The 26119-nt window shown below is 56.2% G+C and carries 19 protein-coding genes and 3 pseudogenes; 15 read left to right on the top strand and 7 right to left on the bottom strand.

Going from position 1 to position 26119, the window contains the following annotated elements; all coding sequences use genetic code 11:
* The first annotated feature begins 4 nt into the window (after positions 1 to 4).
* The 8 genes and pseudogenes from ACR3ES_RS04000 (at position 5) to ACR3ES_RS04035 (ending at position 9885) form a co-directional block, all read left to right on the top strand.
* Positions 5 to 1177, top strand: a complete 1173-nt coding sequence (locus ACR3ES_RS04000) for an aminotransferase class V-fold PLP-dependent enzyme (RefSeq protein WP_170437208.1) — start codon at positions 5 to 7, stop codon at positions 1175 to 1177.
* A 711-nt stretch (positions 1178 to 1888) separates the two neighbouring features.
* Positions 1889 to 2380: a hypothetical protein gene (locus ACR3ES_RS04005; RefSeq protein ID WP_170438369.1), complete on the top strand. Its 492-nt coding sequence runs from the start codon at positions 1889 to 1891 to the stop codon at positions 2378 to 2380.
* A 2-nt stretch (positions 2381 to 2382) separates the two neighbouring features.
* Entirely contained in the window at positions 2383 to 3330 is a 948-nt protein-coding gene (locus ACR3ES_RS04010) for a hypothetical protein (protein ID WP_480424844.1), read from the top strand.
* Positions 3331 to 3983: 653 nt separating this feature from the next.
* Positions 3984 to 4562 (top strand): annotated as a pseudogene (locus ACR3ES_RS04015) (Fic family protein); the annotation flags it as partial.
* A gap of 324 nt (positions 4563 to 4886) precedes the next feature.
* The gene (locus ACR3ES_RS04020) at positions 4887 to 6272 is read left to right on the top strand and encodes an IS1182 family transposase (protein WP_170437437.1); all 1386 of its coding nucleotides are present in this window, start codon (positions 4887 to 4889) and stop codon (positions 6270 to 6272) included.
* Between the two features lie 327 nt (positions 6273 to 6599).
* Entirely contained in the window at positions 6600 to 7754 is a 1155-nt protein-coding gene (locus ACR3ES_RS04025) for a DUF262 domain-containing protein (protein WP_170437435.1), read from the top strand.
* Positions 7747 to 8949, top strand: coding sequence for a DUF3696 domain-containing protein (locus ACR3ES_RS04030; protein ID WP_170437433.1), 1203 nt, complete (start codon positions 7747 to 7749; stop codon positions 8947 to 8949). Before ACR3ES_RS04025 ends, ACR3ES_RS04030 begins: the two co-directional genes overlap by 8 nt.
* 3 nt (positions 8950 to 8952) lie before the next feature.
* Positions 8953 to 9885 carry a hypothetical protein gene (locus tag ACR3ES_RS04035; RefSeq protein ID WP_170437431.1) on the top strand — a complete coding sequence of 311 codons (933 nt, stop codon included), beginning with the start codon at positions 8953 to 8955 and terminating at the stop codon, positions 9883 to 9885.
* 681 nt (positions 9886 to 10566) lie between these two features.
* Here ACR3ES_RS04035 and ACR3ES_RS04040 read toward each other — a convergent pair.
* Positions 10567 to 11683: pseudogene (locus ACR3ES_RS04040) on the bottom strand (IS3 family transposase).
* 39 nt (positions 11684 to 11722) lie between these two features.
* Positions 11723 to 13036, bottom strand: a complete 1314-nt coding sequence (locus tag ACR3ES_RS04045; protein ID WP_480424846.1) for a S8 family serine peptidase — start codon at positions 13034 to 13036, stop codon at positions 11723 to 11725.
* A gap of 575 nt (positions 13037 to 13611) precedes the next feature.
* Here ACR3ES_RS04045 and ACR3ES_RS04050 point away from each other — a divergent pair.
* A complete protein-coding gene (locus ACR3ES_RS04050; RefSeq protein ID WP_480634488.1) occupies positions 13612 to 14781 on the top strand; it encodes an ATP-binding protein in 1170 nt (389 codons plus the stop codon).
* Positions 14782 to 15026: 245 nt separating this feature from the next.
* Here the strand turns inward: ACR3ES_RS04050 and ACR3ES_RS04055 are convergent, their stop codons facing one another.
* Complete coding sequence (locus ACR3ES_RS04055) at positions 15027 to 16130, bottom strand: ROK family transcriptional regulator (RefSeq protein WP_480424848.1); 1104 nt, start codon at positions 16128 to 16130, stop codon at positions 15027 to 15029.
* Positions 16131 to 16133: 3 nt separating this feature from the next.
* Complete coding sequence (locus tag ACR3ES_RS04060; RefSeq protein WP_480425552.1) at positions 16134 to 16769, bottom strand: SGNH/GDSL hydrolase family protein; 636 nt, start codon at positions 16767 to 16769, stop codon at positions 16134 to 16136.
* Between the two features lie 297 nt (positions 16770 to 17066).
* Between ACR3ES_RS04060 and ACR3ES_RS04065 the strand changes: the two genes are divergently transcribed.
* The 5 genes from ACR3ES_RS04065 to ACR3ES_RS04085 all read left to right on the top strand — a co-directional run bounded on the left by ACR3ES_RS04065 (position 17067) and on the right by ACR3ES_RS04085 (position 22383).
* Positions 17067 to 18134 carry a substrate-binding domain-containing protein gene (locus ACR3ES_RS04065; RefSeq protein ID WP_480424850.1) on the top strand — a complete coding sequence of 356 codons (1068 nt, stop codon included), beginning with the start codon at positions 17067 to 17069 and terminating at the stop codon, positions 18132 to 18134.
* Between the two features lie 85 nt (positions 18135 to 18219).
* On the top strand, positions 18220 to 19767 hold the full coding sequence (locus tag ACR3ES_RS04070; protein ID WP_480424851.1) for a sugar ABC transporter ATP-binding protein: 1548 nt from the start codon (positions 18220 to 18222) through the stop codon (positions 19765 to 19767).
* Complete coding sequence (locus ACR3ES_RS04075) at positions 19764 to 20723, top strand: ABC transporter permease (RefSeq protein WP_480424852.1); 960 nt, start codon at positions 19764 to 19766, stop codon at positions 20721 to 20723. The genes ACR3ES_RS04070 and ACR3ES_RS04075 overlap by 4 nt, the downstream gene beginning before the upstream one ends.
* 1 nt (position 20724) lies before the next feature.
* Positions 20725 to 21678, top strand: coding sequence for an ABC transporter permease (locus ACR3ES_RS04080; protein ID WP_480634689.1), 954 nt, complete (start codon positions 20725 to 20727; stop codon positions 21676 to 21678).
* Positions 21679 to 21702: 24 nt separating this feature from the next.
* Positions 21703 to 22383 carry an SGNH/GDSL hydrolase family protein gene (locus ACR3ES_RS04085; RefSeq protein ID WP_480424855.1) on the top strand — a complete coding sequence of 227 codons (681 nt, stop codon included), beginning with the start codon at positions 21703 to 21705 and terminating at the stop codon, positions 22381 to 22383.
* A 48-nt stretch (positions 22384 to 22431) separates the two neighbouring features.
* On the opposite strand, the gene ACR3ES_RS04090 is transcribed toward ACR3ES_RS04085, so the two are convergent.
* Positions 22432 to 22812: a hypothetical protein gene (locus ACR3ES_RS04090; RefSeq protein WP_480426446.1), complete on the bottom strand. Its 381-nt coding sequence runs from the start codon at positions 22810 to 22812 to the stop codon at positions 22432 to 22434.
* A gap of 685 nt (positions 22813 to 23497) precedes the next feature.
* Positions 23498 to 24049, bottom strand: a complete 552-nt coding sequence (locus ACR3ES_RS04095) for a hypothetical protein (protein WP_480424857.1) — start codon at positions 24047 to 24049, stop codon at positions 23498 to 23500.
* Positions 24050 to 24131: 82 nt separating this feature from the next.
* Here ACR3ES_RS04095 and ACR3ES_RS04100 point away from each other — a divergent pair.
* A pseudogene (locus ACR3ES_RS04100) lies at positions 24132 to 25249 on the top strand (IS3 family transposase).
* 20 nt (positions 25250 to 25269) lie between these two features.
* Here ACR3ES_RS04100 and ACR3ES_RS04105 read toward each other — a convergent pair.
* Complete coding sequence (locus ACR3ES_RS04105; protein ID WP_480424859.1) at positions 25270 to 25890, bottom strand: recombinase family protein; 621 nt, start codon at positions 25888 to 25890, stop codon at positions 25270 to 25272.
* Between the last annotated feature and the right edge of the window lie 229 nt (positions 25891 to 26119).

Consider the following 26119-nt stretch of genomic DNA (forward strand, 5'->3'; position numbering starts at 1 on the left):
AATGATGATCGAAATTGAAAAAATCCGCTCGGAAACTCCAGGCTGCCAGCACGTGCTACACTTCAACAGCGCAGGTTCATCGTTGATGCCCGCACCGGTTTTCGATGCGTTGCAGCGCGTCCTGCGCGACGAGAACGAGGTTGGCGGCTATGAGGCGGAACGGCGCGCTCAGGATGACATTCAGGCATTCTACACCGAGTTTGCCGGGCTGCTGAACGCCGGCCCCGACGAGATCGCCTATATCGAGAACGCAACACGGGCCTGGGACATGGTTTTCTACGGGCTGAACCTGAAACCGGGCGAAAAGGTAATCACCCACGAGTCCGAATACGCATCCAATTACCTCGCCTTTCTGCAACAGTCTCGGCGTCTCGGATTCGAGATTGATCTGGTGCCGTCTGATGCCTCCGGCCAGATCGACGTGGAAGCGTTGGACGGCATGATCGGACCGCAAACGAAGCTCATCGCAATCACCCATGTCCCGACACAAGGGGGGCTGGTGAACCCCGCTGCCGAAGTCGGGAAGGTCGCAAAGACACACGGCGTTCTCTACCTGCTTGATGCTTGCCAGTCTGTTGGTCAGCTTCGAGTCGATGTCTCCGAGATCGGATGTGACATGCTTTCCGGCACGGGACGTAAGTTCCTGCGCGGCCCAAGAGGAACCGGTTTCCTCTATGTCCGAAAGGAAATTCTCGACCAGATCGACCCACCATTTGTTGATCTGCACTCTGCGACCTGGATCGAGACAAACGGATACGAGTTGGCGGACGGCGCGAGGCGTTTTCAGAACTGGGAAAGCTTCGTCGCGGGGCGCGTTGGTTTGATGGAAGCGGTGCGATATGCCCGTACCGTGGGGATGTCTCACATCGAGGACTGCGTAACCAAGCTCGCGCAGGATCTGCGCGACGAGCTATCAACGGTGAATGGCGTTTCCGTGCATGACGTGGGGCAAAAGAAATCCGGGATCGTCACATTCACCAAAGACGGTGTCGAATCCAAAGCAATTGCCGACAGCCTTCGCGATCAAGGGATCAATGTGTCCGTCGCTCCTGTCACCGGAGCCAGACTGGACTTCGAAGCCCGCAACCTTCCGGCAATGGTCCGAGCGTCCGTGCACTACTTCAACACGCACGATGAGATCGCACGGTTTGTCGATGCGGTGAAGGTGATTTGCTGAAAGCGGACGTTTACTCTTCAAGGTCAAACGGCAGCAAAGTCCGCATCTTACCAGTTCAAACAACGCGCAGTGAATGGTCACTGCATTGTGCGCTCTCCTTGTGTTCTTCATAACCTCCATCTGTGCACGTTCGGGTCAGTTGGGCCATGTTTCAGCTGCACACGCTGTCTAACATCATCGTTCGGAATTTCTGAAGGTTTTGGAGATCCGCGCGGGGCGCGCGGCTCACATTGATTTATTGACAGGGCAGGGCACACGGGCACGCCCGCTTAGCCCCGTCCAGGCATTATCATGATTGGCTGAGCAGACCGCCGGGGCGGTCTGCTGCGCTTGTTTTCCCGAGCGTCGCGGGGCCGAAAATCTCTCGTATCTGATCCGGTCCAGGGGGAAGGCGCAAAGAGAGACCCGCGCCAGGGCGCGGCTCGCAGGATCTCTTTTATGCGCCTCAAGCAGGAATCGTGAAAATCCCGGTTCCTCCCGCGCGAGCGCGGGTCCCTCCCAAATTTGCCCGATTTCAGCCTGACCCCCAGTCCTCGGCTCAGAAACGGATCTTTTCCATCGGCCCCTCTCCTTCGCCGGGAAAAACGCGAAGGGGTGCAGGTGTCGATGTCACAGCCAATGGGCCGTTTCCTTGGCCCATTGGAACAAACCGAACCGCAGGCGGATAGGTCGGGCGCACATCGGCCACCGCATCACCACGAAAGAGAAACCATGTCTGAGCTTGACCAAGAAATTGATGATTGCGGCGCATGTATCCGCTGCGGTGAAACTGTTCACGAGGTTGGAGCACCCTTTTGCGATGACTGCGATCCGGCCAAACAGTTTGATCCAAATTACGATGAACGCACGCCGGACCAGAACGTATTCATCCAGAACCCAAATGATCCCGCCTACTGGCAACAGGTTCAGCACAACGCAGCACACCGTAAGGCAATGACAGAGGTCAAGCAGGGCTTTGCAGATACCGATTGCGGTATGGTCTATGAGGCTTGGGTTGCAGACCTGATGGACATCGTTCGCAGTGCCGCCCATCACGCCGGGTTTCTAAGTGACCGCGCGCGCTACCAGTCTTTCCGCGAAGATTGCGCCGCATTCATGCAACTGCCCGAAATCGCAACCGAGGACCACAAGGCGCTGTCCCGGGCCGCCTTTGACGCCATCGATGACGCCGCGCAGGCGCTCTACGGCAATCAGGGGGTGTGAGCATGAGCGTCCCCTTTACCGTCCATTGTTCGAACTGCGGCGGGCAGAACGTCAAGCGCGATGCCCATGCAGAATGGAACCCTGAGCTTCAACTGTGGGAGCTTTCCGCCGTTTATGATGACTGGGATTGTGACGACTGCGGCCATTCGGTTTCCGTTTATGAGAAAACGGTTAGTGATCCGTCTGAACGGAGGTTCAACAACCTTGGCGACGACCAGACGCTAGACCATTTCGAGTGGTTTGAATTGGTCGCCTGCAGGCGCGATGAAAGCGACGGGGGCATTGTTCAATGCGAAGCCGGATCGGCCGAGTTCTGGGGCATTTATGGCCGATCCGACGAAGGAACCGGCGCCGCGCCGGAATATCTGGCCACGGCTATCCATGATGCGATCACGCCTTTGGAGGCGGTCAGGATTGCGCGGCAGATCGCCGTCGAAACCGGTAAGGGCTTTGTCGCGGGTGATACCGCCCTTGGGCATTTTCCAACGTGTATCGATATTGGGCTTTGGCCGGTCACCCAGTTCAACCATATTGCAGACGAATTAAAAAACGCAATCTGGGAAGATCTGGAGATTACAATTGCGCCTGAAGATCGGCACAAAGATGATGACGATACGCATCCGCTCGCCGAATTGCGCGAAGCGTTCGTGGAGTTCTCCGATTACTCGGGTAGTGATCAGCGCGACCCATATCATGCGCTTGAAACAGCGGCTAACGACGGTCGAGACCTTTTTGAAGATTTGACCAGCCCATCGCCTGCGCTTGACGCTTATAGCTCATCCTCATTTGGGGGTGGGCTTTTTCTTTTGGCCCAGCTTCGACAGGTCCGGATAGCCGACCCCACAGCGGTTGTGCAGGTCCAGACCAGATTTTTCGCGCGGGCAATCCTTGGCGATGATCTTGAGCGCATGGGGCAGGGTCGTGTTCGCGCCCACCAATTGCACAAATAGCTTTTTCGAGTACTGCCCAAATCGACCACATGTCTTGCAGTCGATCCGGACTGTATCGAACGGATAATCCCAAACCCTCACCAGCTGCCCCCCGTTGGCGATTTTTGTGCATGGTCTCAAACCCACGCTGCTGCGTTTCGTAGCACTTTACCGAAACTCTCAACCAGCGGTTTGATCGGAGCGGTGCGCTGTCCCATCTGCTTGCGACGGCTGGGGGTTATCCAGTCGGGCCGATTTCAACCTTGGGCGAAATTGGTCTGACCTTGCAGGCTGTAAGCGGAGACCGCCAATAGTCGGAGCGTCAGCCTGTGGGTAACCCCCAGCCCGGTCGCCGTGCGACCGCCTGATCCTGACCCCGAGGCTTGTTGGTCGGGTTGGGTTTTTGGTGCCGCTGCCCCACAGGGCTTCCAGCCCTGCAGGCCACCGGCCGGCGCTGCCGCGGGCGGGCCGCAAGGCGGCCCGAAATGCGCGCGCTGAGGCGTGCGGATATTGCCATATTGAACTCTAACGTGCCGGCCATGAGACGGGCGCTGTCCGGGCCACTCACAAATAGGTGTGAGCGTCCCTGCGCTAGTCCGCCGGCACCCGCGCCTGTTGTTGAAAAAGGGACGGGACCCTTTTTCCGGCGCGGAAATTGCCACCAGATCGTAACCTGGTTCAACCGGACCGCACCAGATTGTCCCGAGCCCTTGCGCGCCCTGACCAGAGCCGGATTGAGTCATCTGTATTTCGAGAGCATTCACCCCTTTGAAGACGGCAATGGTCGGTTGGGTAGGGCGCTGGCGGAAAAATCCCTGGCGCAAAATATTGGTCAGCCAAGCCTGATTGCTCTTGCTTTCACGATCGAGAGAGAGCGGGCGGCTTACTACGATCAGCTCGAGCGCCATCAAAAGACACTGGACGTCACACCATGGCTTATCTGGTTTGCCGAGACAGTCCTGACAGCGCAGCAGGTGACTCTTGAGCGGGTTCGGTTCTTCATATCCAAGACGCATTTCTATGACCGACATCGTGATCAATTTAATGCCCGACAAGGCAAAGCAATCGCACGTTTGTTCAAAGCTGGACCGGTTGGGTTCAAAGGGGGATTAAGTGCTGAGAACTATATCTCGATTACCGGAACGTCGCGCGCCACGGCGACGCGGGATCTGCAAGACCTGGTAGAGAAGGGGGCTCTGACCCGAACGGGTGAACTCCGGTACACGCGCTATTGGCTTAAGCTGAACGGGTAGGGGGCTGAAGTACGGCACGAAGGGCGGATACTGTTGAAAAACTGCGATTTTGCGCAGATTCGAGTCCAAAATTTCTCGTAGAAGCCCGGTAGGATTATTCAGCTTAGGGTTCGGCCAAAATCTGACTCTGGCCGTCAGAGGGCATCTCAACAACTGTCATCGATATTGGCTTTGGACTTTATCGACGGATCGCCGGTTCGCAGAAAACTCGAACCTCTTGCATTTTTGAGTTTTTCAACACAATGGGCGTATTTCGTTGAAAAACTCTTGGTTGATTGAGTGGTAAGTCGCTGATTCAATTCGTCCTGTAGGGAGGAATTGGCGATGATGGGACCGAGGCAGGAAGCGCAGGCGGCGTTGTTCTACGAGTTCTCGCTGGAAGATCATGTCCCGCAAGATCACCTGCTGCGCTCGATTGATCGGTTCGTCGATCTTGGCAGCATCCGGTCGCATCTGGCGGAGTTCTACAGCCATACTGGACGCCCCTCGGTTGACCCCGAGTTGCTTATCCGAATGCTACTCGTGGGCTACTGCTTCGGGATCCGGTCCGAGCGGCGGCTTTGTGAAGAGGTTCATCTGAACCTAGCCTATCGGTGGTTCTGTCGGCTCGATCTGAACGACCGTGTGCCGGATCATTCCACATTCTCGAAGAACCGGCATGGGCGGTTCCGCGAAAGCGAACTGCTGCGCTACCTGTTCGAGATGACCGTGGCACACAGCATTGAGGAAGGCCTCGTCAGCGGTCAGCGTATGGCCATCGATGCAAGCTTGATCGAAGCCGATGCCAACAAGCAGAACTCAACGCCGAAGGAAGAGTGGGACGCCTCAACCGTTGATCCGACCGACGCGCCCCGCGCCGTCCGCGAGTATCTCGACACGCTGGACGAGGCTGCGTTCGGCGCTGCCAGCGAGGTTCAGCCCAAGTTCACATCGCATTCCGATCCGGCGAGCCAATGGACCGCAGCCCGCAAAGGCCCTGCATTCTTTAGCTATTCCGACAACTACCTGATCGATACAGATCACGGAGTTATCATCGACGTCGAAGCCACCAGATCAATCCGTCAGGCTGAGGTCGGATCGACCAAGACCATGTTGAACCGAGTAAAGGAACGGTTCGATCTGCATCCGGAGAGACTAATCGCGGACACCGCCTATGGCACCGGCCCACTTCTGGGCTGGCTGGTTGATCGCAAGATTGCGCCGCATATCCCGGTGTTCGACAAGTCCGGTCGCAATGACGGCACCTGGACCCGCGCCGACTTCGAATGGGATGCTGAGAATGACCAATACATCTGTCCCGAAGGTCACGCCCTCAAGCAGTTCCGCCGCAACTACTCAGACCCCAACCGCGGTCCGACGGGCAAGGGCACCGCTCGCTATCGCGCTCTGAAAGAGGTCTGTCAGGTCTGCCCATCGAAAACCAAGTGCTGCCCCAACGCGGATGCCCGCAAGATCAGCCGCGAAGAAACAGAAGACGCCCGCCAGGTGGCTCGAGACATTGCCAAGACCCGCCAGTACGACATCTCAATGAAGCTCAGAAAGAAGGTGGAAATGCTCTTCGCCCACCTCAAACGCATTCTCGGCCTGGGTCGGCTCCGATTACGTGGCCCATGCGGCGCAAACGACGAATTCCTCCTCGCCGCCACCGCCCAGAACCTCCGCAAACTGGCCAAGATCTTTCCCGCACCGCAGCAAACACGTAAAGCCTGATCAGAAAGGCACTCGCGCTCGGTTCAGCACACCACTTTCTGCGTCCGCAACACGTTGTTTTTCCACAGAATCGGCGGAAACCGGAAGTTCGCTGCGGGTGCAACATTCTACAGCGCGAGACACCAAAGCAGTCATTTGTACGCTGGCCCAGCCGATCTTGGCGCCCGACGGGGGCGGCGCTGCCAATGGACGAAGCAGAGGCCTCAAGCGTCTCTACACTACTGGAGGGTCAAATGGCTGACGGACGGTATGGCAAGCACGCTCCGTCCAGAGTATCGTTCGTAAAGCCGAAGCCCGGCAAAAGCAAATTCAGTTGGTGGGTAAACCATGGAAGAGACAAAAAACGTTGTGACTGAATTGCTGGAAGACGGTGAAGCGACTGGCGTTGAAGCGGAATTATCGGACCCGTACCAAGAGGTAGTTCAAATTGAACGCCCTTTTGATCCTGACAAGATCAAAGTGGCAAGGGAAACCAAAACGGTATCTCTACTCTGCACAAGGATTGATCATGACGAGATTGATCTCGCACCTGAATTTCAACGCCGCGCAAGAATTTGGGACCAAGGTCGAAAAGGCCGATTGATCGAGTCGATTTTGCTACGTATCCCATTGCCGGTTTTCTACGTGGCAAGCGATCTCAGAGATGTTTGGTCTGTTGTCGACGGGTTGCAACGTATGACGACGATCCACGACTTCGTGAATGATGAGTTTCCTCTGAGAGGCTTGGAGTACCTCGTTCAGTTCGAGAAGGCAAAATTTTCAGAATTGCCGCGCAACATGCAGCGTCGAATAGAGGAAACCGAGCTTGTAATAAATGTGATCCAGCCCGGTACACCTGAGGAGGTAATGTTCAATATCTTCAGTCGGATCAACACCGGTGGCATCACCCTGAATTCACAAGAAATTAGGCATGCTCTAAATAAAGGGCCCGTGCGATCATTTCTTTTGGATTTGGTCTCTACTGAAGAGTTCAAAACCGCGACATCGGACAGTGTTAGTGATGTTAGGATGTCAGCGCGGGAGTGTGCGTTGCGGTTTTGTGCATTCTATCTTTCCGATTGGAAAGACTACAAAAATAATGACCTCGATGGTTTCCTTAACGCGGCGATGAAGCGAATAAACGAGATGTCAGAAGTTGCTCGTGATGAGCTCAGAACCGCATTCAAGAGGTCGATGAGAGCTTCTTACAAGGTGCTGGGAGATGAGGCATTTAGAAAACGTTATCGCCCCGATGCTTCTAAGAGTCCCATCAGCAAGGCCTTGTTCGAAACATGGTCTGTCGCTCTGTCCAGGCTAGAGGATGAACAAATTAGTCACTTGGCCGAGAATGGGTCCGCTATCCATCAAAAGTTCATGAGCACCCTCAAGGAAGACCGTGATTTCGAGGTCTCGATTTCCTATGCCACGGGTGTACCAGGCCGGGTTCACAAGCGTTTTTCGACTATCGAAGGGTTAGTCGACGGAGAAATAGAGAATGCATAGCGTCCCCTTGTCGGCAATTGAACTCAAGAACTTCAAGTGTTTTCGAGAGCAGCGCATCGAGTTGGGAATGCTCACAGTTCTGTCTGGCTTGAACGGCGTCGGAAAAAGCAGCGCCATACAAGCGATGCTGCTTCTAAGGCAGTCGTTTACTGTCAACCGCATCCAACGCAGGCTGCGCCTGTCTGGCGATCTCGTTGATTTAGGCACAGGCGCGGACGTTCTCTTCGACTTAGCCGATGAGGACGAACTCGCATTTGTTTTGGAGTCCGGCGGAATTCGACGATCTGAGTACGCGTTTGCCTATTCTCGTGAGGGAGACCGACTATCCTTAAAACTTGGCGATAGCCGCATGGGCCGCTCAACGAGAGAGACTTTTAAGAACGAAGAGGGGGAATGGCTCGACGTAACAAGAGAGACGTCCAGAGACCTTACCGGACCATCTTTTCGATCCTTTTTTTCGTCTAGGGGATTTCAGTACCTAGCGGCAGAGCGTTTCGGCCCAAGGAAGTCGCTTCCGTGGTTCGAAGAACAAGTCTCTATGAGATCACTCGGCGCACAAGGTGAACATGTCCTTGCTTACCTAGCTGAGCTTGGCTCAAGGACACTGGGCGAAGATGATCCCAGGATTAAAGACAGAGAAAGAACCCAGACGATCGAGGGTCAGGTGACCGCTTGGCTACAAGAAACGAGTCCTGGAGCAAACCTAGAGATTTCCGAAATGAGAGAAATCGACGCTGTATCAGCAAGGTATTCGTTCAATCGTTCAGGTGACGTCGGCTCAAAGCCTTTCCGTGCAACGAATGTTGGTTTCGGCGTCTCCTATGCACTGCCCGTTCTAACAGCCCTCATCGGCGCGGAACCAGGAGACTTCGTGATCATCGAAAACCCTGAGGCGCACCTTCATCCGCGAGGGCAAACCAAGATGGGTGAACTTGCGGCCCGTGCTGCAGCGGCTGGAGTTCAGGTGGTCGTTGAGACACATAGCGATCATTTCTTGGACGGGGTTCGACTAGATGTGCGGCGGGGCAAAGTGGCAAGCGACCTCGCCAAGATCCACTTTTTCACCCGAGAAGGGGCGGAAAGCCATGTTACAAGTCCGCGTCTTCAGAGCGATGGCAGTCTTTCTGACTGGCCTAAGGGGTTCTTCGATGAGAAGGATGAAAATCTCTTAGGTCTTTTGGGACCGATAGATTGAACAATGCGCGAAGCCGTTTTGAATAGTGAAGGTTTGTCGGTTCCGTTTGCATCTCAGGATGACGCCTTGGATGCGCTGGACAGTGTCGCAACTGGGTTACTTTTCTTGTCCACACACAATCACATCGCCCGCCATTTGTGGATGAAGGAACAACCATACGATACAACAGTTTGTCATGGGACAAGCTTAACCGATCTCTTCCGTGGTTATCTCGGCAGGAGCAAAGATAAAGCTAGATTCATGCTCCAGCTCGCGACTCGCTGCCCTATCGATGATGGGATCGAAGCCGCCGATCTGGAGGGTTTCTTGGATGAAGAAGTGGATGGTCTGCCTCACTGCACCGATCTTTTGTGGTGCGCAATATCCAGTACAAAGCTGTCGGTAAGCCTCTCACCAAACGGCGAGTGGCACCAAAACCCCTTGTCGCTTCGTCTAGTTCGTGATGGCACTCATTCGCGGACAGTCGGCGTGGAAAATGTGTTCTCATTGGAAAGCGCCCAAGACACTGCGGATCGACTAAATGTTGAAGATTTAGCCTGTATTTCACCTGACGACCTTTGGAACCGACGCGCTGACCTGTTTCCCAGTCTGATCTTTGGGCTCGATGTTGAGAACCAACTAAAGGCATTGGGTTCTGACCTGTTTGCCAGTGCTGTGAGCAGGTTAGTGGACCTGAATGCCTCAGCTGCTGATTGGGACGCAACGTGCAGTCCAACACCCACTTACACCTGTAAAGTGACGGGCGAGTCAGGGTCGACAATGCAAAAGTATGGCGGCGACCGGGTTTTTCGTTCAAGTGACGGACAGAACGAGACTTACGAAAAACATGCTCGACTTCATAACGGGGCAAGAATCCACCTAAGAGAAATCGCTGAGCAATCGGCGATTGAGATAGGTTACATAGGTAAGCACTTGCGGATCGTTTCGGAAAACTAGCTTTTCGATCGATTGGGCGGCTAGCCAAAATGAATGTCCGCTCTGGAAAGCTGCGCCGCGGCGATGCGACCTTATAGCCAATGCCTGCTATGGGCCGGACCATCATGCCGCACATGCAATAGACTGATGTGTAATCGATGACAGCTTTGGGCTGATTGTGTTGAAAAACTCAAAAATGCAAGAGGTTCGAGTTTTCTGCGAACCGGCGATCCGTCGATAAAGTCCAAAGCCAATATCGATGACAGTTGTTGAGATGCCCTCTGACGGCCAGAGTCAGATTTTGGCCGAACCCTAAGCTGAATAATCCTACCGGGCTTCTACGAGAAATTTTGGACTCGAATCTGCGCAAAATCGGAGTTTTTCAACAGTATCGGCTCATTTTGCCAATTCGAACTTGTCGCAGAGAATGGCTGTTGCGAGCCCACAGCGGAACTGTCAAAAACTTGCTGCGCGTAAATACATCGTGCCAACCCGCTGCGCTGCCGAATAACTACTGCCGCAAGGCAGAGGGAATCTCGGTCATTCAGGCAGCGTGCAGAAAACTATGGACTATGCACTCACGCAGTGTGGATATTCTGTTGAAAAACTCTGTCTTGATCGAAGGCCATCTGGCTGATTCAATTCTCTTATTGAATGGGAGTTTGGATGATGATGGGACCAAAACAGTGTCCAGCCCCAATTCTATGGGCCAGTTTTGAGCAAGGTTTCTGGAACGGGCGGTCGCATGTTTAGAGCCTGATGGGGTCTGACACGATTGTACTGTCTAAGCCAGGTATTGATGACGATCTGAGCCTGTTTGGTGGTGTGGAACCATTCTGCGTTGAGGACTTCCCGGCGCAGAGTGCCATTGAAGCGCTCGTTGTATCCATTCTCCCAAGGTGATCCCGGGTAGATTTGGATCGGCTTAATGCCCACCTTTCTTAACCAGGTCTGCAGGGCCGTTGCGATGAACTCCGCGCCGTTGTCGGAACGGATGTGTTCGGGCTTCCCGTGCCGCAATAAGAGTGGGTAGAGCGCATCCAGCACGTCTGCGCTGTTCATCTTCGGCTTGACCGCTACGCAGAGCGCCTCACGGGTATACTCATCCAGCACCGTCAGCATCTTGTAGCTCTGTCCGTTGCTCAGCTTGTCGTGGACAAAGTCAATGCTCCAGATGTGATTGGGATGTTGCGGTCGGAGCCGGATGATCGAGCTGTCCTTGTGGTACAGCCGTTTGCGTTTCTTGTGCCGTTGTGGGAGCTGCAAGCCTTCTTCGCGCCATAGTCGTTCGATCTTTTATGATTGACTGCCCAGCCTTCGACACGCAGCAGCTCGGCGACCTTGCGGTAGCCGTAGCGCCCATACCGTTTGGCCAATCGGATCATCGCCAGACGTAACGCCTCATCATCCTTTGGCGCTGCGCGGTATTGCAGCGTGCTCCGCGCCAATCCAATCACGCGACAGGTGCGCCGTTCAGAGGTTGCCAGCTTTTGTCGGGTGTGGACCACGGCCTGACGAAGCTGGTCTGCCGTCAGGCCTTTGGCTTTAGATAATCAAGGCTCTCCTTGAGAATGAGTTTGTCCAGTTCAAGCTCAGCCACGATTTTCTTGAGCCGATCATTCTCTTTCTGCAGCGCCTTCAGATTGGCCATCTCAGATCGTCCCATCCCACCAAACCGCTTGCGCCATGTGTAATAGGTCGCATCACTGACACCAGCCGTTCTGCACGCCGTCGCGACATCCGAACCAGATGCCAGGCCCAGCTCAATCTCGCGCAAAAGCCGCAGAATATCTTCGTCCGAATACCGTTTCCGCGCCATCAATCCCGTCTCCAAAACTAAGCCAACTGTGGCACAGTTTTAGGGGGCCAAGACAGTCTCGCCTCCAAGAGTTGCTATGAGACGGTTGCGATTTTGGTCCAAAGTGAAAGCTGGATGCATAAACTCAGTGATTAGTGAGGTGCGTTCGATACCACCGATACTATAGGTGGTACCCCAGCTGTTGTTCATGACGTGCGCACCGGCATCGATTGAGCGGTTTATGGCATCACGCCATATCTCTACAGTGTTAGGGGTGGTCAATTCGGTGGTGGTGCCCCGTGCTCTTATTCCCTTGAAGATGACAAGCTCGGATTCAAAGGCAACGCCGTGTATGCCTTCACCGTCTTTCCTGGCTGCAGCGATGCGGGCGACATGCGTGCCATGACTGGCAGAGCTAGAACCGAAGGGTTCAGAAATATCTTTGGGGTCTCCGACAAAGTAGGACTGGCTGTGGTCAAAGTCGATTTTCCCTTCGAACTCCGGATTGTCGACATCAATGCCCGTGTCCAGGATTGCAATCTTTACACCTTGCCCTCGTGCGCCCTTTGCGTATCGCACATCGGCTCCAATCAAAGACAGGCCCTCGTTTCGGTTGAATTCCGGGGTTTGGTAGTAGGCGGGATCGTTAGGGCCGGGACCTGGATTGGGACCGGGAGCTGGGTTGGGACCGGGGCCTGGGTTGGGACCGGGGCCTGGGTTGGGACCGGGGCCTGGGTTGGGACCGGGGCCTGGGTTGGGACCGGGACCCGGGTTGGGACCGGGACCTGGATTGGGGCCGGGGCCTGGGTTGGGACCGGGACCCGGGTTGGGACCGGGAGCTGGGTTGGGACCGGGGCCTGGGTTGGGACCGGGGCCTGGGTTGGGACCGGGAGCTGGGTTGGGACCGGGGCCTGGATTGGGACCGGGGCCTGGGTTGGGGCCCGGGTTTGGAGTGCCGGGACCTGGGCTTGGAATACCGGGGCCTGGATTTGGGCCGGAGCCTGTCTCAGAGTCTCCACCACCACCGCCTGCGAGAGAAGCTGCAAGCCCAACTGCGGCGAGCCCAAGGGCGATCGAACCAATTCCGAAGGTCTCCCCTGTGCTTAGCTCCGAAAGAGAAAAACTACGGGTGTCTGGTGCCCGGTCTAAGGTTTGGTTGAGGTAGTCCTCCATAATCGCTGGTCGGCTCAGGAGGATGTACTTGCGTGCCTCCTCGAAGGTTGATGGATCGCGCGCATGCTCACTGACGAGGAATTGCAAGGCCTGTTGATTTGAATAGGAGGTGAGTTGATCCGAGTAGATACTCGCCGCGACGGAGGTGGCAAAGGTGACAATGGCCGTCGTGGTCAGGGCTAACGTCTTAAACAGGCGCATGATGATTGCTATTCTTTAGCTGTTAGATTGTAACTGCTCGGTTGCGACCGCGCGCCGTTGATACCGATGAACCGCCCGACCCACCCGGCTCGCAAGTAACAGGCTGAATGTATTGCAGATGTGGGCGATTTTTTGGCCGAGCCCTCAGGGGGCAATCAGTTCGTTCCATACCCAACCTTAGAACCCGGTTGCTGTATTATGAAATACTCCGATCCTATGTTTGAATAGACATCGGCTATGGTGCGGCCTGCGCACGCCATGAGATCAGTGGCAGGAGCTTCACCACCTCAACCCAGACGGAAAGACCGAGCGATTGAAGCCGGATCAATCCAAATTAAGGCGGTCCGAAATCCAAAATAATTCGATCCGGTCTACCACAGCTATGTTGGTCGGCAAAACGAGCAATCCATGATGAGGCACAAAAAGGCACGAGTAATGGGCTACACACTGTTGGATTACTATTTAGGGCTAGGGAGGCAGACGATGGATGATTACCCCGACCCGAAAGCTGATAGGGAAACTACTCTCGAAGTTTATCCTTGTAAATCTTCCGTTGAATGGAATAAATGCAAGGTATGATCGAGCGCCGTGACAAAAAATCAGTTGAAGATTCTCTGGAGAACCAGGCGGGCGTAGTCCTTCTTGGGCCGCGGCAAGTTGGGAAGACAACGCTCGCACAGGATATCGCTGAAAGCCGTGATGCTGTCTATCTTGATATGGAGAGATCTGCCGATCGGCAGGTACTCGAAGAGCCCGACCTTTATCTCGATGAACAGGTTGGCCGCCTAGTGGTGATTGATGAGGTTCAACTTATGCCGGACCTGTTCAAGGCCTTACGTGGTCAAATTGATCGACGCCGAAGGCAGGGGCATCGGACTGGTCAATTCCTGCTGCTCGGGTCGGCCTCGAACATGCTTCTGCACCAAAGCGCAGAATCCCTGGCGGGACGGGTCAGTTACCACGAGCTGACGCCTTTCACCTTGTCGGAAACCGGAGCGGACGCGCTCTCCGCGCTCTGGTTGCGGGGTGGGTTTCCCGACAGCTTCCTGGCGAAGAACACTCGAACCAGCTTGGCGTGGCGCGAGGATTTCATCCGCACCTATCTGGAACGTGATGTTCCAGCTTTCGGGTTGCGCATTCCGGCGGAGACATTGCGTCGGTTCTGGACAATGCTCGCCCATGAGCAAGGCGGGATGCTCAACGCGGCAAAACTCGCTGGAAACCTGGGTGTCTCCGGCCAGAGCGTTGCGCGTTATCTTGACTTACTGGTTGACCTGATGCTGGTGCGTCGCCTACCGCCCTGGCATTCCAATGCAGGGAAGCGTCTGGTCAAGTCTCCCAAAGTTTATATACGCGATTCTGGTCTAGCCCACGCGCTTCTTGGGATCGAAACACAGGAAGACTTGCTGGGGCATCCAGTTGTCGGCGGCAGTTGGGAAGGATTCTGTATTGAAAACCTGATTGCTGCGGCACCACGCGGAACAGAAGCAAGCTTCTATCGCTCTTCGGCAGGGGCTGAGGTGGATCTAATGTTGAAATCTCCCCGCGGCACCCTCTGGGCCATAGAGATCAAGCGGACAACATCGGCGAAGGTAACGCGTGGGTTTCACATCGCGGCAGAAGAACTGGACGTCTCAGAACGTATCCTTGTCTATGCAGACGACAGGGAGGTTCCGGGGCAGGGGGGAGTTAGGGCAATGCCCCTCATAAACGCTATGGAACGGCTGACGTCTGCACAGACGTGAGAGGGGTAGGGCCTACGATAGCGTGTCTGAAAATGAACGTGGTAGACCACTTCTGACAGAGCATTACGGCAACTGAAATTCATCACGAAGGGCGGGAAGCAGACTTTCGCTGCGGGCGAGGCGTTTATGCGCAATAGCTACAAAGCAGACGTTTGCTCCCGATGCTTCGCTTTGGGCAATTGCTGCCGAGCCAAATCTAATAGTCGTCGTAGAGCACACTGCTCGCTTCTACGTTGATGGCTTGTTTAGCTAACCGTGAATTTTGAGCTGAACGGCAGGCTTGCCGCACCAACGGCTTTCGGTGAGGCATTCAGCCCGCCCGGAAGCGCTTCAATCCGATCGATCTGCTGTACCAGACCCGATGCGATCTCTTCGCAGATTTTTCGGGGCGCATAGGACGATACTATGACGGTGTTCACGGGCAGGAACTGGCTGGCTTGCGTGACAGAACGGGTGACCGCCTGAATGCAATCGGAGACCCATTCCGAGCGCGTGGGACCGAAATCCGGCCACGTCGCGGAACGATCCCAGAGGTCATCTGATAAAAAGCCTTGGGCTTGAATGCGTTGCTCCAACTCCAGAAGGCCCGTTGGGTTGCTCGCTTGATTAGGGCTTTGAAAAATCTGGTGGTTCATCACGAGCCGGTGGTGCAGACGCGCGCCCAGATAGAAGAACAAATAGTCGTCCAGAGACTTGGCGGCCCCAAACATGCTTTCCCCCGCGGCGGCGGCTGAAATGTCGTTGTGGACATAGACCTCTAGCCCCACGGCGGCCTCGATCTCACTGCCCAAGGCCTCGTTTCTTTCCGCTTGTCCCTGGGGGCCGAGAGCCAGTTCGTGGACGTCTTCTGGGATCGCGAGGCCGATCCCCGTTAGCCGGCTGGAATCGCTGTCGGGGAGGGCGGCGAGGGCCTCTTTCACCGTCGCCACAAGTTGGGACTGGTTCGAGGCCTGTGTCGGGTTGGGGTTTGCAATGGTTGTCTGGTATTTCACGTCCCCCACGAAATTCAGGAGCACCACGTCCGTGTGCCGGTGCCCAAGGCTTATCCCAACGGAATACGCGCCCTCTGGGTTGAGGGAGAGGGCGATGGTCGGGGGGCCCATGCGGCCCTTTTGTGCCTCGCCCTTGGCGACCAAGCCGTCCTGTTCCAGCGACCTGACAATGACCGACACGGTCTGGGCGGACAGCCCCGTCCGTTTGCCGATCTCCATGCGGGAGATGCCCTCGTTCTGCAGCAGGAGCGACAGGATAAGCCGTTCGTTGTAGCTGCGGACGCTGACGGCATTCATGCCTGCGGATCGGTCGGCAATCCGTATTGGGTTGGGTGGGGCAAAGCGCATGTCGGGCATGAGTCAGGCGCTCCATCCGATGGCATCGATTTCGGCGGCGAGCGCTGCGCCGAGGGTTTTGTTGGCCTCCAGGCTAATGTGGAAGCCGTCGCGCGGGTCAGATGCGATTATGCTGCCCGCATCAAAGAAGTGGACCTCATGGGTGTCCGCAATGATCTCGAATTCATAGGCGAGTTGGTGGCTCTTTTCTTGGGCACCTGCGAAAATGCCGGACCATTCGCCGATGTCATCCAGCATGGGGGGCGGGGCCACCACAAGGATTTCGGGGACTTTTCCAGCTGGTCCGGGGGCCAATTCCTTGATGTCGTAGATCAGGCACCCGATTCCCATCGCGACTTCTGAAGGCGGCTGTCCGAACCGCGCCTTGAGGTCATTGGTCCCGAGCATCAGAATGATCAGATCGAGGGGGGTGTGGCTCATCATGCAGGCCCGAAGGTAGGTTCGGCCATTTTTGATGTCCCCTTCGATGGGATCGTTGTGGACGGTCGTGCGCCCGCTGAGACCTTCCTCGATGACATACCAACCCGGCCCAAGGGTATCTCGCAAGACGCCAGGCCAGCGTTCCTTTGGCCCAAATCGATCCAAAGGCGTTCCGCCCGGCATTTGACCATGGGTGTTCGAGTCGCCGTAACAAAGCACTGTTTTCAAATCGAAAATTTCCTACTCGTTTGCAGCGGATTGCCGCGATTTCTGATCTGAACATGTCAGCCGGGTACCAGCGAAGCAAGCCCCATACTTATTCATTCAATATGACTAAGTGTTGACGTACCGGCGAATCTGTGTTCGTTTCTGGCGGAAATCGGGACTGACGAGAGGACGTCGGGACGCGGTGCAGGGGGGAGGTGTGAGGGCGGCGCTCGGGCGCGGCCCGCCGGTTTTCACCCACACAACACATGAACTGGCGCAGCAATTTGCGTCAGCAGCGGAGGAGAGAACATGAAGCTGATAAAGACACTCACGGCCGGACTGATGGCCACGACGATGATCGCATCGGTTGCGATTGCGGAGGACGTGGTCCTGATGGAGGGGATTTCACCACGGGCGGACAACAATTCCACGATTGCAGCGGGGACGTTTCAGACCGAAGGGCCTTGGCGCATCGGCATGAGCCACTTTGGCGTGAACGCCAACACCTGGACCGTTCAGATGGCCCATGAATCCACGGCTGCGGCGGCGGCGGATGACCGGATCGGAGAATTTATCCTGCTGGATGCCAACATCGATCAGGCCAAGCAGGTTGCCGACATCGAGGACTTGATTGCGCAAGAAGTTGATTTGCTAATCGTCACGCCGCTGACGCCCACGTCCGCTGACGCAGGCATCGAGGCGGCTGTGGCTGCAGGCATTCCGGTCATCGTGCACACGGGGCTTACGGAAACCGATGCCTTCACACTGGAAATTCAGGGCGGCGCCCAGAACTTTGGCCGCGTGATGGGTGAATTCCTGGTCGACGAGCTTGGTGGGCAAGGTGACATCTGGGTTCTGCGCGGACTGCCGGGCCATCCCGAAGACATCAACCGCTACGAAGGTCTGCTGGAAGCCCTTGAAGGCACCGACATCAGCATCGTCGCCGAGGACGTGGGCGCATGGCAGTACGACAACGGCAAGCGGGTTTGCGAAACCTTCTTCCTGAGCAACCCGTCCGTCGATGGCATTTGGTCATCCGGTGCGGACATGACGCGCGCTTGTGTCGATGTGTTCAAAGAGTTCGGTGCGGCGATCCCGCCGATTTCGGGCGAAGGCAACAACGGCTTCTTCGGTCAGTGGATCAATGACGGTTTTGCCTCCATTTCCGCAGAATACGGGCCTGAACAGGGTGCTGCAGGTGTCCGTGCGGGGATTGCGCTGCTGGACGGTCAGGAGATGTACAAGCACTACGCTTATGAGCCCGAAGGCTGGGATCTGGAGCGGGTCCAGGCGGTGCACCGTTCTGATCTGTCGGCCAACGTTTGGTTCCCGACGTCGCTGAGCGAAGAGCGTCTGCAAGAGCTCTACGGCAATTAACCTCCCTCGTGACCGCTGAGGTCACACCTGAAGCGTGGAAGGCAGTCCGCTGCCTTCCACACCTTTCTTGGTTGGACATTCCATGATGCATAACAGACCCGATTTTTTCGACGTGGACGAATACCTCGTTGATATGCAGGGCATCTCAAAGAGTTTTGGCGCGAACCGAGCGCTTTCTGAAGTCTCCCTGAAGCTCGCGCCTGGTTCCGTGCACGCCCTGATGGGAGAGAACGGCGCAGGCAAATCAACATTGATGAAGATTCTGGCGGGTGTGCATGCGCCGGACAGCGGCGAGATTGTTTTGAATGGGGAGGCCTATGCCCCGCAGAACCCCAAGCAGGCGCATGAGGCGGGTGTTTCGACCGTTTTTCAAGAGTTGTCCCTGCTGCCGAACCTGTCGATTGCGGAGAATATTTTTCTGGGAAAAGAGCCAGTTGGGCGGTTTGGTTTGATCGACAAGAGACGGATGATTGCCGAGACCGCAACCGCCCTGGCCGAGTTGAAGCTTGATCTGTCACCAACAACGCTTGTGTCCGAGCTTTCCATTGCAGAACGCCAATTCGTTGAGATCGCCCATGGCGTAAAGGCCGACGCCGATGTCTTCATATTGGATGAACCCACGGCGGCGCTGACGGCGGCGGACGTTGAGGTTCTGAACGCCCAGATCGCGCGGCTGAAATCCGAAGGTAAAGCGATCGTTTACATCTCGCACCGGATGGAGGAAATCTTTGACGTGTGCGACGCGGTGACGGTCTTGAAGGACGGCCAACACGTGGCAACGCGGCCTTTGGAGGGTTTGACCCAGAATGCCCTGATCGCCCTGATGGTAGGTCGCGATATCCAGGATCTCTTCCCCGAACGGGGGGAGATGATCGGCGATGCGGCGCTGTCTGTTCGCGATTTGCAGATCGACTTCGACAGTGCGCCGGTCGCGTTTGAGCTGCATCGCGGTGAAATTGTAGGCCTTGCCGGGCTCGAAGGGCAGGGTCAGCAGAGTATCATTCGATCCATTGTCGGTGCATCGCAGCCCGTGTCGGGTCAGGTCCTGACAGGGGGCAAGGCGACCGAACTGCCGCTTTCGTCCCGCACGGGTATTCGTGGGATGCAGCGAATGGGCATTGGGTTTGTGCCCGAGGACCGTAAGGAAGAGGGGCTCTATCTCGGACTGCCCATCGCGCACAACCTGACTATGGGTTTGCACAGCCAAAAGGCAGGCGTCGCCTGGGCGCGCGGTTATCGCGACAAGATTGCCGAGGTGATGACCTCAATGAACGTCAAAGCGGCCAGTGTGAACCACGCCGTGTCGTCCTTGTCGGGCGGCAATCAGCAAAAGGTTCTGTTGGGCCGTTACCTTGCTACGGGCGTTGACGTCCTGCTCATCGAAGAGCCAACCCGCGGTGTCGACATTGGAGCCAAGGCCGAAATCTACAAACTACTGCGCAGCTTTGCAGACGACGGAGGCGCTGTTCTTGTGACCTCACGCGAGACGTTGGAGCTGATCGGGATATCGGACCGCATACTGGTGGTCCACGACAATTCCATCGTCGCTGAAATGCCGTCACGGCAAGCAACGGAGCATGACATCCTTGAGGCAGCGCTGGTCGCAGACAGGCGGAAGGACGCGGGCATATGAGTTATGCGCTGACACTTTTGACAGGAAAGAATTCGAGGCAGGGACTTTGGTTGCTGCCGTTGATCGTTGCGATTGCCGGTATCTTTTGGCTGGGCTTTACCACGGATCAATTTGCCAACCCACAGAACGCCAAGAACCTTCTGGCGCAGGCGATGCCGCTGATCGTCGTGGCGATTGGGCAGATGCTGGTAGTGCTGTTGGGTGGGCTTGATCTGTCCGTGGGCGCCGTCATCAGTTTTACCACCGCGATCCTGGCTATTAATGCGCCGGGGGTGGTTCTGATACCTGCGGTGTTTGTGGCTGCGATTGCTATTGGTGCGGTCAACGGGCTGGCCGTGACGCGTCTGAACGTCAATCCGATCATTGCCACGCTTGCAATGCAGATGATCATCATGGGGGTGACCCGCTGGATGCGCCCGGTGGCGGGTGGGGAAATCCCCGAGGTCGTGACCTTAGCAGTCACCGGTGACGTCTTTGGTATTCCATTCACTGTCTTCTGGGGCCTTTTGGTCGCGCTGATCGCATGGAAGATCATCTATGGGTCGCGCTTTGGGCTGCACGTGTTCGCCATCGGCGGTGGTGTTGCATCGGGTCAAACGGACGCCGCGCACACCTTTGGTATTCGGAACAAGCGGACGGTCCTGTTGGCCTATATCGCCTGCTCGTGTTTCGCAGCACTCGCCGGGTTGTTTCTGGCGGGTCGGATCGTGTCCGGCGATCCCAACGTTGGCCCGCCCTTCGCGCTGGATTCTGTCACGGCCGTGGCCATCGGTGGCACGCAGCTGTCGGGCGGTGTTGGCAGCCTGCACGGGACCATCATCGGCGCGCTGATCCTTTCGCTGCTGTCCAATGGCATGAACCTGGCCAATGTGTCCGCCTTTGTGCAAACGGCGATCAAGGGTGCGGTGCTTCTGGCGGTCGTGGCGTTCCAGTCTCGTAAGAATATGGGGCTGTAGGATGACGACGATGACACTCTCAGCGGTTTCCAACCGGATCGGCCGCATTCCACCTGCCTACTTCGTCTTTGTGGTGTTGCTTGCCGTGATCTGGATCGCGCGGCCACAGCTGCTGAACCCGAACGTCATGGGCATCTTTGTCCGGCAAGTGGCGCCCTTGGGCATTCTGGTGTTGGGGCAGTTGTTGGTCATGCAGGTGCGGTCCATTGATTTGTCGGGCGCGGGCGTGATCCTGTTGGTGAATTACACGATTTCATCGGGGCTCTTCCCTGATGCCTCGCCGTGGTTCTTCACCATCACCGCAATTGGCATTGGGTTCCTGATCGGGCTGTTCAACGGGGTCATGGTGGGACTGCGGCGGTCGTCGGCGGTGATCGTGACATTGGCCGTGAGCATCATCCTGATCGGTATTGTTCAGTTTTTGGCCAGCGGCAAACCGCCCGGTGATGTGCCGGATTTCCTGCGCACGATCTACAACGCAAAGCTGTTCAACGTGCCAAGCGCTGTGGTGATCTGGGTTGTTCTGACCATCGTCATGTCCGTCTTTTTGGCCCGTACCGTTTATGGCCGCTATGTGGACTCCGTTGGTGAAAATCCCACCGCCGCCCATTTTTCCGGCGTACCCGTCGCCCGCACGGTGATCATTGCGCACACTTTGGCGGGGGTCATGGCGGGTATTGCGGGCCTTGTACAAACGTCGTCCATCGCTGTGGGGAGCATTCGATTTGGCCTCGACCTGCCGCTGAATGCGGTGGCGGCGACGATCCTGGGCGGGGTCATCTTTGGCCGTGGCGACGGGGGCGTTTGGGGCCCGTTCTTTGGGGTGATGTCCTTTGCGCTGCTCTTTGTCGTGATGACGACCTTTGGCGTGCAAGAGCCCGGTAAGCTGATTGCGCAGGGCCTGATCATTCTATTCGCAGCGGTGCTTTACGGCATCAAGACGCAGCAAAGTTAGCAGATACAATCAAGGAGGTGCGCGATGAATGTGCAGAAATCAGTCATGTGTTTTGGGGACTCGCTGACCTGGGGCTGGATCCCTGTGGTGGAAGGCGCGCCGACCTATCGCTATCCGTTTCAGGATCGCTGGACGGGAGCCATGGCGGCCGATCTGGGCGATGGCTATCACATCATCGAAGAAGGTTTGAGCGCGCGCACGACAAGTGCCGATGACCCGAACGATCCGCGCCTGAACGGCAGTGCTTATTTGCCGTCGGCCCTGGCCAGCCATCTGCCACTTGATCTGGTCGTGATCATGCTTGGGACCAACGACACCAAGCCGTTTTTCAATCGGACGCCCTATGACATCGCTTACGGCATGGCGAAGTTGGTGGGGCAGGTCCTGACCAGTGCGGGCGGGGTTGGCACACCTTATCCGGCGCCGCGGTGTCTGGTTGTGGCGCCACCGCCCCTGACGGAAATGCCCCACGCGTATTTTCAGGGGATGTTTGGCGGTGCTCATGAGAAGTCGAAAGAACTGGGTGCGCACTACAAGCAGATGGCCGATTTCATGAAGATTGATTTCCTGGACGCGGGGGATTTCATCAAGACGGACGGTTGCGATGGCATCCATTTTACGGTCGAGAACAACCATGCATTAGGTGCCGCGCTGGCGACAAAGGTCCGGGCCATTTTTGACCAGGAGGCGTCCGCTGCCGCCTAGAAGTAATTTCGGCCGTCGCTGGTTCATGAGATTGATTGGCCAGAGCCCCTAAAAACACCTTAAGAGCGCGATCGTGCGCTCTGGCGGGCGGGACCGGCCATTCGCCGCCAGTGCGATGAGATGGTGCCAGGACAGTGAGAGCGGACGTTCAGAATGGCCTGAAACCGAGCATCTCGCCGCACGACCGCATGGCAACTCCGAGTCCAACTCGGACATAGCATAATCGTTTTGCGTGCGCTCGCGGCGCAGATTTCGTTGAAAGCCGATCTGGAAGAATGGCTGCACCACTACAACCAAGAGCACACTCGTCAGGGCAAAATGTGTTGCAGAAGAATACCCTTCCAGACCATGATCGAGAGCAAAGAGATCAGGAAGCAAAAGATCCGGAACCAAACTTAATCTGGCATACACCACAGGAAAAACGGCCAACTGTCAGATCACATCGGAACCACTACATGTCAGTACATCAGCGACGCCGAGCAAACCCAGGGCTTTCCGATACGCCATTTCGCCACACGTTCAACCCCTTGCAGCGTCGACAAATCCGCTCTCCGAACCCTTCGCTCCAGAATGGAGTTCTGCAACGAAGACACGGGCGTTCTTGCGGCACGTCATTGTGGGCGCGAGCCATGATCATATCTGCTTCGTTGTCGGAGTCTTCCATCAGTTCTTAGCCTCGATTTCTGTTTTGGTTTATACAGCGACTGGAAAAGAAAGTTCCGAGCCCTAAGCCTGGAGATTGAAGGAGCTGCCTGGTTCAGACTGTCCGATGGGACGGCCTGTAATCCGAGGGGTTTTATTTGGACGAACCGGCATTCCTTCGTTCTCAGCAGCTTGGACAGCGAAAGTATGCCGAGAACCGTTTCCGCATCCTTGCGGTAGGGCTCGTTGATCTGATGATCTGTCGTCTGCCTCAGAGATGAGCGACTCCGAGTAGATGTAGCGGCTTGAGATCATAATCCGTTGGGCGCGAGATCATCGCTGTTTCTGGCTCAGATTATTTGAGACTATAAATCGATTTGGGACCACTTTATTTGAGAACGGGCTCAGAATAATTGAGACGGGCTCACATTTCTGAGACTGGGATCGGTGGGGTGAGACCATCCACATGACCTCATAGCGACAACCCCGCCATCCGCATTCGCTCTGCCAATTCGCGGGTCCGCGCGGGTTCAAGCTGCCCGCTCAGGAAGCGTTTGATCTCGGCAGGTTTGGACTGGAACTGATCCGCCAATACCTTCACAGAATAGCCCTGCCGGGTGAGACGTGGCTCCAAGTCATCAAAGTCGGGGGCCAGGGTGGCCGACACAATATCCGGCGTGATTGGTTTCTGGCCGATGCGGAACCCGGCCTCCAATGCCCGGTTTAAATATTTGGCAAACTGTAAGGGTGTGGTCAGGCGCTCTGCCAGTAGGTCCAGCGCCGCCGGTTCGATAATCTCGTCAAGTGGAGCGTCGTCCTCGGTACACTGGTCCAAAAGCCAGTCGAGATAGGTTCGGGACTCTTCCCCCAATCCTGCGAAGGGCAGGATATCAGTGCGATGCCCGATCTCTTCCATCGTTGGGCGGCGAAGGTCGTTTCGCAGCTTCGGATGGCCGACCAGAATAACGGACAGATTGCCTCCGCCGCGCGCGATCACTTCCATCAGGCGTTTCAGCCCGATCAATGTCTTTCCATGCAGATCATGGGCCTCTGTCTTGGCCCCCTAAAACTGTGCCACAGTTGGCTTAGTTTTGGAGACGGGATTGATGGCGCGGAAACGGTATTCGGACGAAGATATTCTGCGGCTTTTGCGCGAGATTGAGCTGGGCCTGGCATCTGGTTCGGATGTCGCGACGGCGTGCAGAACGGCTGGTGTCAGTGATGCGACCTATTACACATGGCGCAAGCGGTTTGGTGGGATGGGACGATCTGAGATGGCCAATCTGAAGGCGCTGCAGAAAGAGAATGATCGGCTCAAGAAAATCGTGGCTGAGCTTGAACTGGACAAACTCATTCTCAAGGAGAGCCTTGATTATCTAAAGCCAAAGGCCTGACGGCAGACCAGCTTCGTCAGGCCGTGGTCCACACCCGACAAAAGCTGGCAACCTCTGAACGGCGCACCTGTCGCGTGATTGGATTGGCGCGGAGCACGCTGCAATACCGCGCAGCGCCAAAGGATGATGAGGCGTTACGTCTGGCGATGATCCGATTGGCCAAACGGTATGGGCGCTACGGCTACCGCAAGGTCGCCGAGCTGCTGCGTGTCGAAGGCTGGGCAGTCAATCATAAAAAGATCGAACGACTATGGCGCGAAGAAGGCTTGCAGCTCCCACAACGGCACAAGAAACGCAAACGGCTGTACCACAAGGACAGCTCGATCATCCGGCTCCGACCGCAACATCCCAATCACATCTGGAGCATTGACTTTGTCCACGACAAGCTGAGCAACGGACAGAGCTACAAGATGCTGACGGTGCTGGATGAGTATACCCGTGAGGCGCTCTGCGTAGCGGTCAAGCCGAAGATGAACAGCGCAGACGTGCTGGATGCGCTCTACCCACTCTTATTGCGGCACGGGAAGCCCGAACACATCCGTTCCGACAACGGCGCGGAGTTCATCGCAACGGCCCTGCAGACCTGGTTAAGAAAGGTGGGCATTAAGCCGATCCAAATCTACCCGGGATCACCTTGGGAGAATGGATACAACGAGCGCTTCAATGGCACTCTGCGCCGGGAAGTCCTCAACGCAGAATGGTTCCACACCACCAAACAGGCTCAGATCGTCATCAATACCTGGCTTAGACAGTACAATCGTGTCAGACCCCATCAGGCTCTAAACATGCGACCGCCCGTTCCAGAAACCTTGCTCAAAACTGGCCCATAGAATTGGGGCTGGACATTTGCTCATACGGAATTTCCGTCCAGCAGTTTCTGACCAGGCGCTTTCGCGGTTCCGTCCCCGTTTACATATTCGTAAAGCGTCGTTGTGGTGATCCCGAGGCGCTTTGCCAGATCTGAAGCGTTGGTCTCACGATCCGCCATGCCTTTCATTGCCATGCGCAACATGGTCAAATCCATCTTGCGCGGTCGCCCACCTTTCCGGCCCCGCGCACGTGCTGCTGCCAGCCCGGCGTGGGTGCGTTCAGCGATGAGTTCCCGTTCGAACTCGGCGAGGCTGGCGAAGATCCCAAAGACGAGCCTGCCATTCGCGGTTGTCGTATCAATCTCAGCACCAGCGCCGGAAAGAACGCGAAGGCCAACGCCGCGCTCTCGCAGGTCATCTACCGTTGCCACGAGATGCTTGAGGTCGCGCCCAAGGCGATCCAGTTTCCAGATCACCAGAGAGTTTCCCGGCTGAAGCGCTTTCATGCAGGCATCAAGCCCTGGCCGATGGTCCTTCCGCCCGGATGCCTTGTCTTCATAGATGCGCTCGGCATCGACACCGGCTTCAATCAGCGCATCGCGTTGCAAATCAAGGAGCTGGCTCCCGTCCGCCTTCGACACCCGTACATATCCGATGAGCATGGCAACTCGCCCCGCCAGAATAGACAGGATGCACCATGCAACCTCACTAAGATTTCCGCAACGGTTTTTCTGGTGATGTTCACGGCACCGTGTGACCGCCGCCGAGACCACAAGGAAAACGTCCGTTTTCCGAGTGCCGGTGCAATTCCGGGAGAGGGCGTTGACGGGTCAAAGATCTTCGGGCGCTCGCCTGTAGATTGAACGTGACAGGAACAGATGATTGGGTTAG

The sequence above is a fragment of the Ruegeria sp. B1 genome (assembly GCF_056535885.1).

Coding starts and splice junctions, on each gene's coding strand:
- ACR3ES_RS04020 (WP_170437437.1), top strand. CDS start 4,887: ATGATGGGACCGAGGCAGGAAGCGCAGGCGGCGTTGTTCTACGAGTTC.
- ACR3ES_RS04000 (WP_170437208.1), top strand. CDS start 5: ATGATCGAAATTGAAAAAATCCGCTCGGAAACTCCAGGCTGCCAGCAC.
- ACR3ES_RS04070 (WP_480424851.1), top strand. CDS start 18,220: ATGCATAACAGACCCGATTTTTTCGACGTGGACGAATACCTCGTTGAT.
- ACR3ES_RS04045 (WP_480424846.1), bottom strand. CDS start 13,036: ATGCGCCTGTTTAAGACGTTAGCCCTGACCACGACGGCCATTGTCACC.
- ACR3ES_RS04075 (WP_480424852.1), top strand. CDS start 19,764: ATGAGTTATGCGCTGACACTTTTGACAGGAAAGAATTCGAGGCAGGGA.
- ACR3ES_RS04010 (WP_480424844.1), top strand. CDS start 2,383: ATGAGCGTCCCCTTTACCGTCCATTGTTCGAACTGCGGCGGGCAGAAC.
- ACR3ES_RS04025 (WP_170437435.1), top strand. CDS start 6,600: ATGGAAGAGACAAAAAACGTTGTGACTGAATTGCTGGAAGACGGTGAA.
- ACR3ES_RS04035 (WP_170437431.1), top strand. CDS start 8,953: ATGCGCGAAGCCGTTTTGAATAGTGAAGGTTTGTCGGTTCCGTTTGCA.
- ACR3ES_RS04055 (WP_480424848.1), bottom strand. CDS start 16,130: ATGCCCGACATGCGCTTTGCCCCACCCAACCCAATACGGATTGCCGAC.
- ACR3ES_RS04005 (WP_170438369.1), top strand. CDS start 1,889: ATGTCTGAGCTTGACCAAGAAATTGATGATTGCGGCGCATGTATCCGC.
- ACR3ES_RS04065 (WP_480424850.1), top strand. CDS start 17,067: ATGAAGCTGATAAAGACACTCACGGCCGGACTGATGGCCACGACGATG.
- ACR3ES_RS04030 (WP_170437433.1), top strand. CDS start 7,747: ATGCATAGCGTCCCCTTGTCGGCAATTGAACTCAAGAACTTCAAGTGT.
- ACR3ES_RS04105 (WP_480424859.1), bottom strand. CDS start 25,890: ATGCTCATCGGATATGTACGGGTGTCGAAGGCGGACGGGAGCCAGCTC.
- ACR3ES_RS04080 (WP_480634689.1), top strand. CDS start 20,725: ATGACGACGATGACACTCTCAGCGGTTTCCAACCGGATCGGCCGCATT.
- ACR3ES_RS04050 (WP_480634488.1), top strand. CDS start 13,612: ATGATCGAGCGCCGTGACAAAAAATCAGTTGAAGATTCTCTGGAGAAC.
- ACR3ES_RS04085 (WP_480424855.1), top strand. CDS start 21,703: ATGAATGTGCAGAAATCAGTCATGTGTTTTGGGGACTCGCTGACCTGG.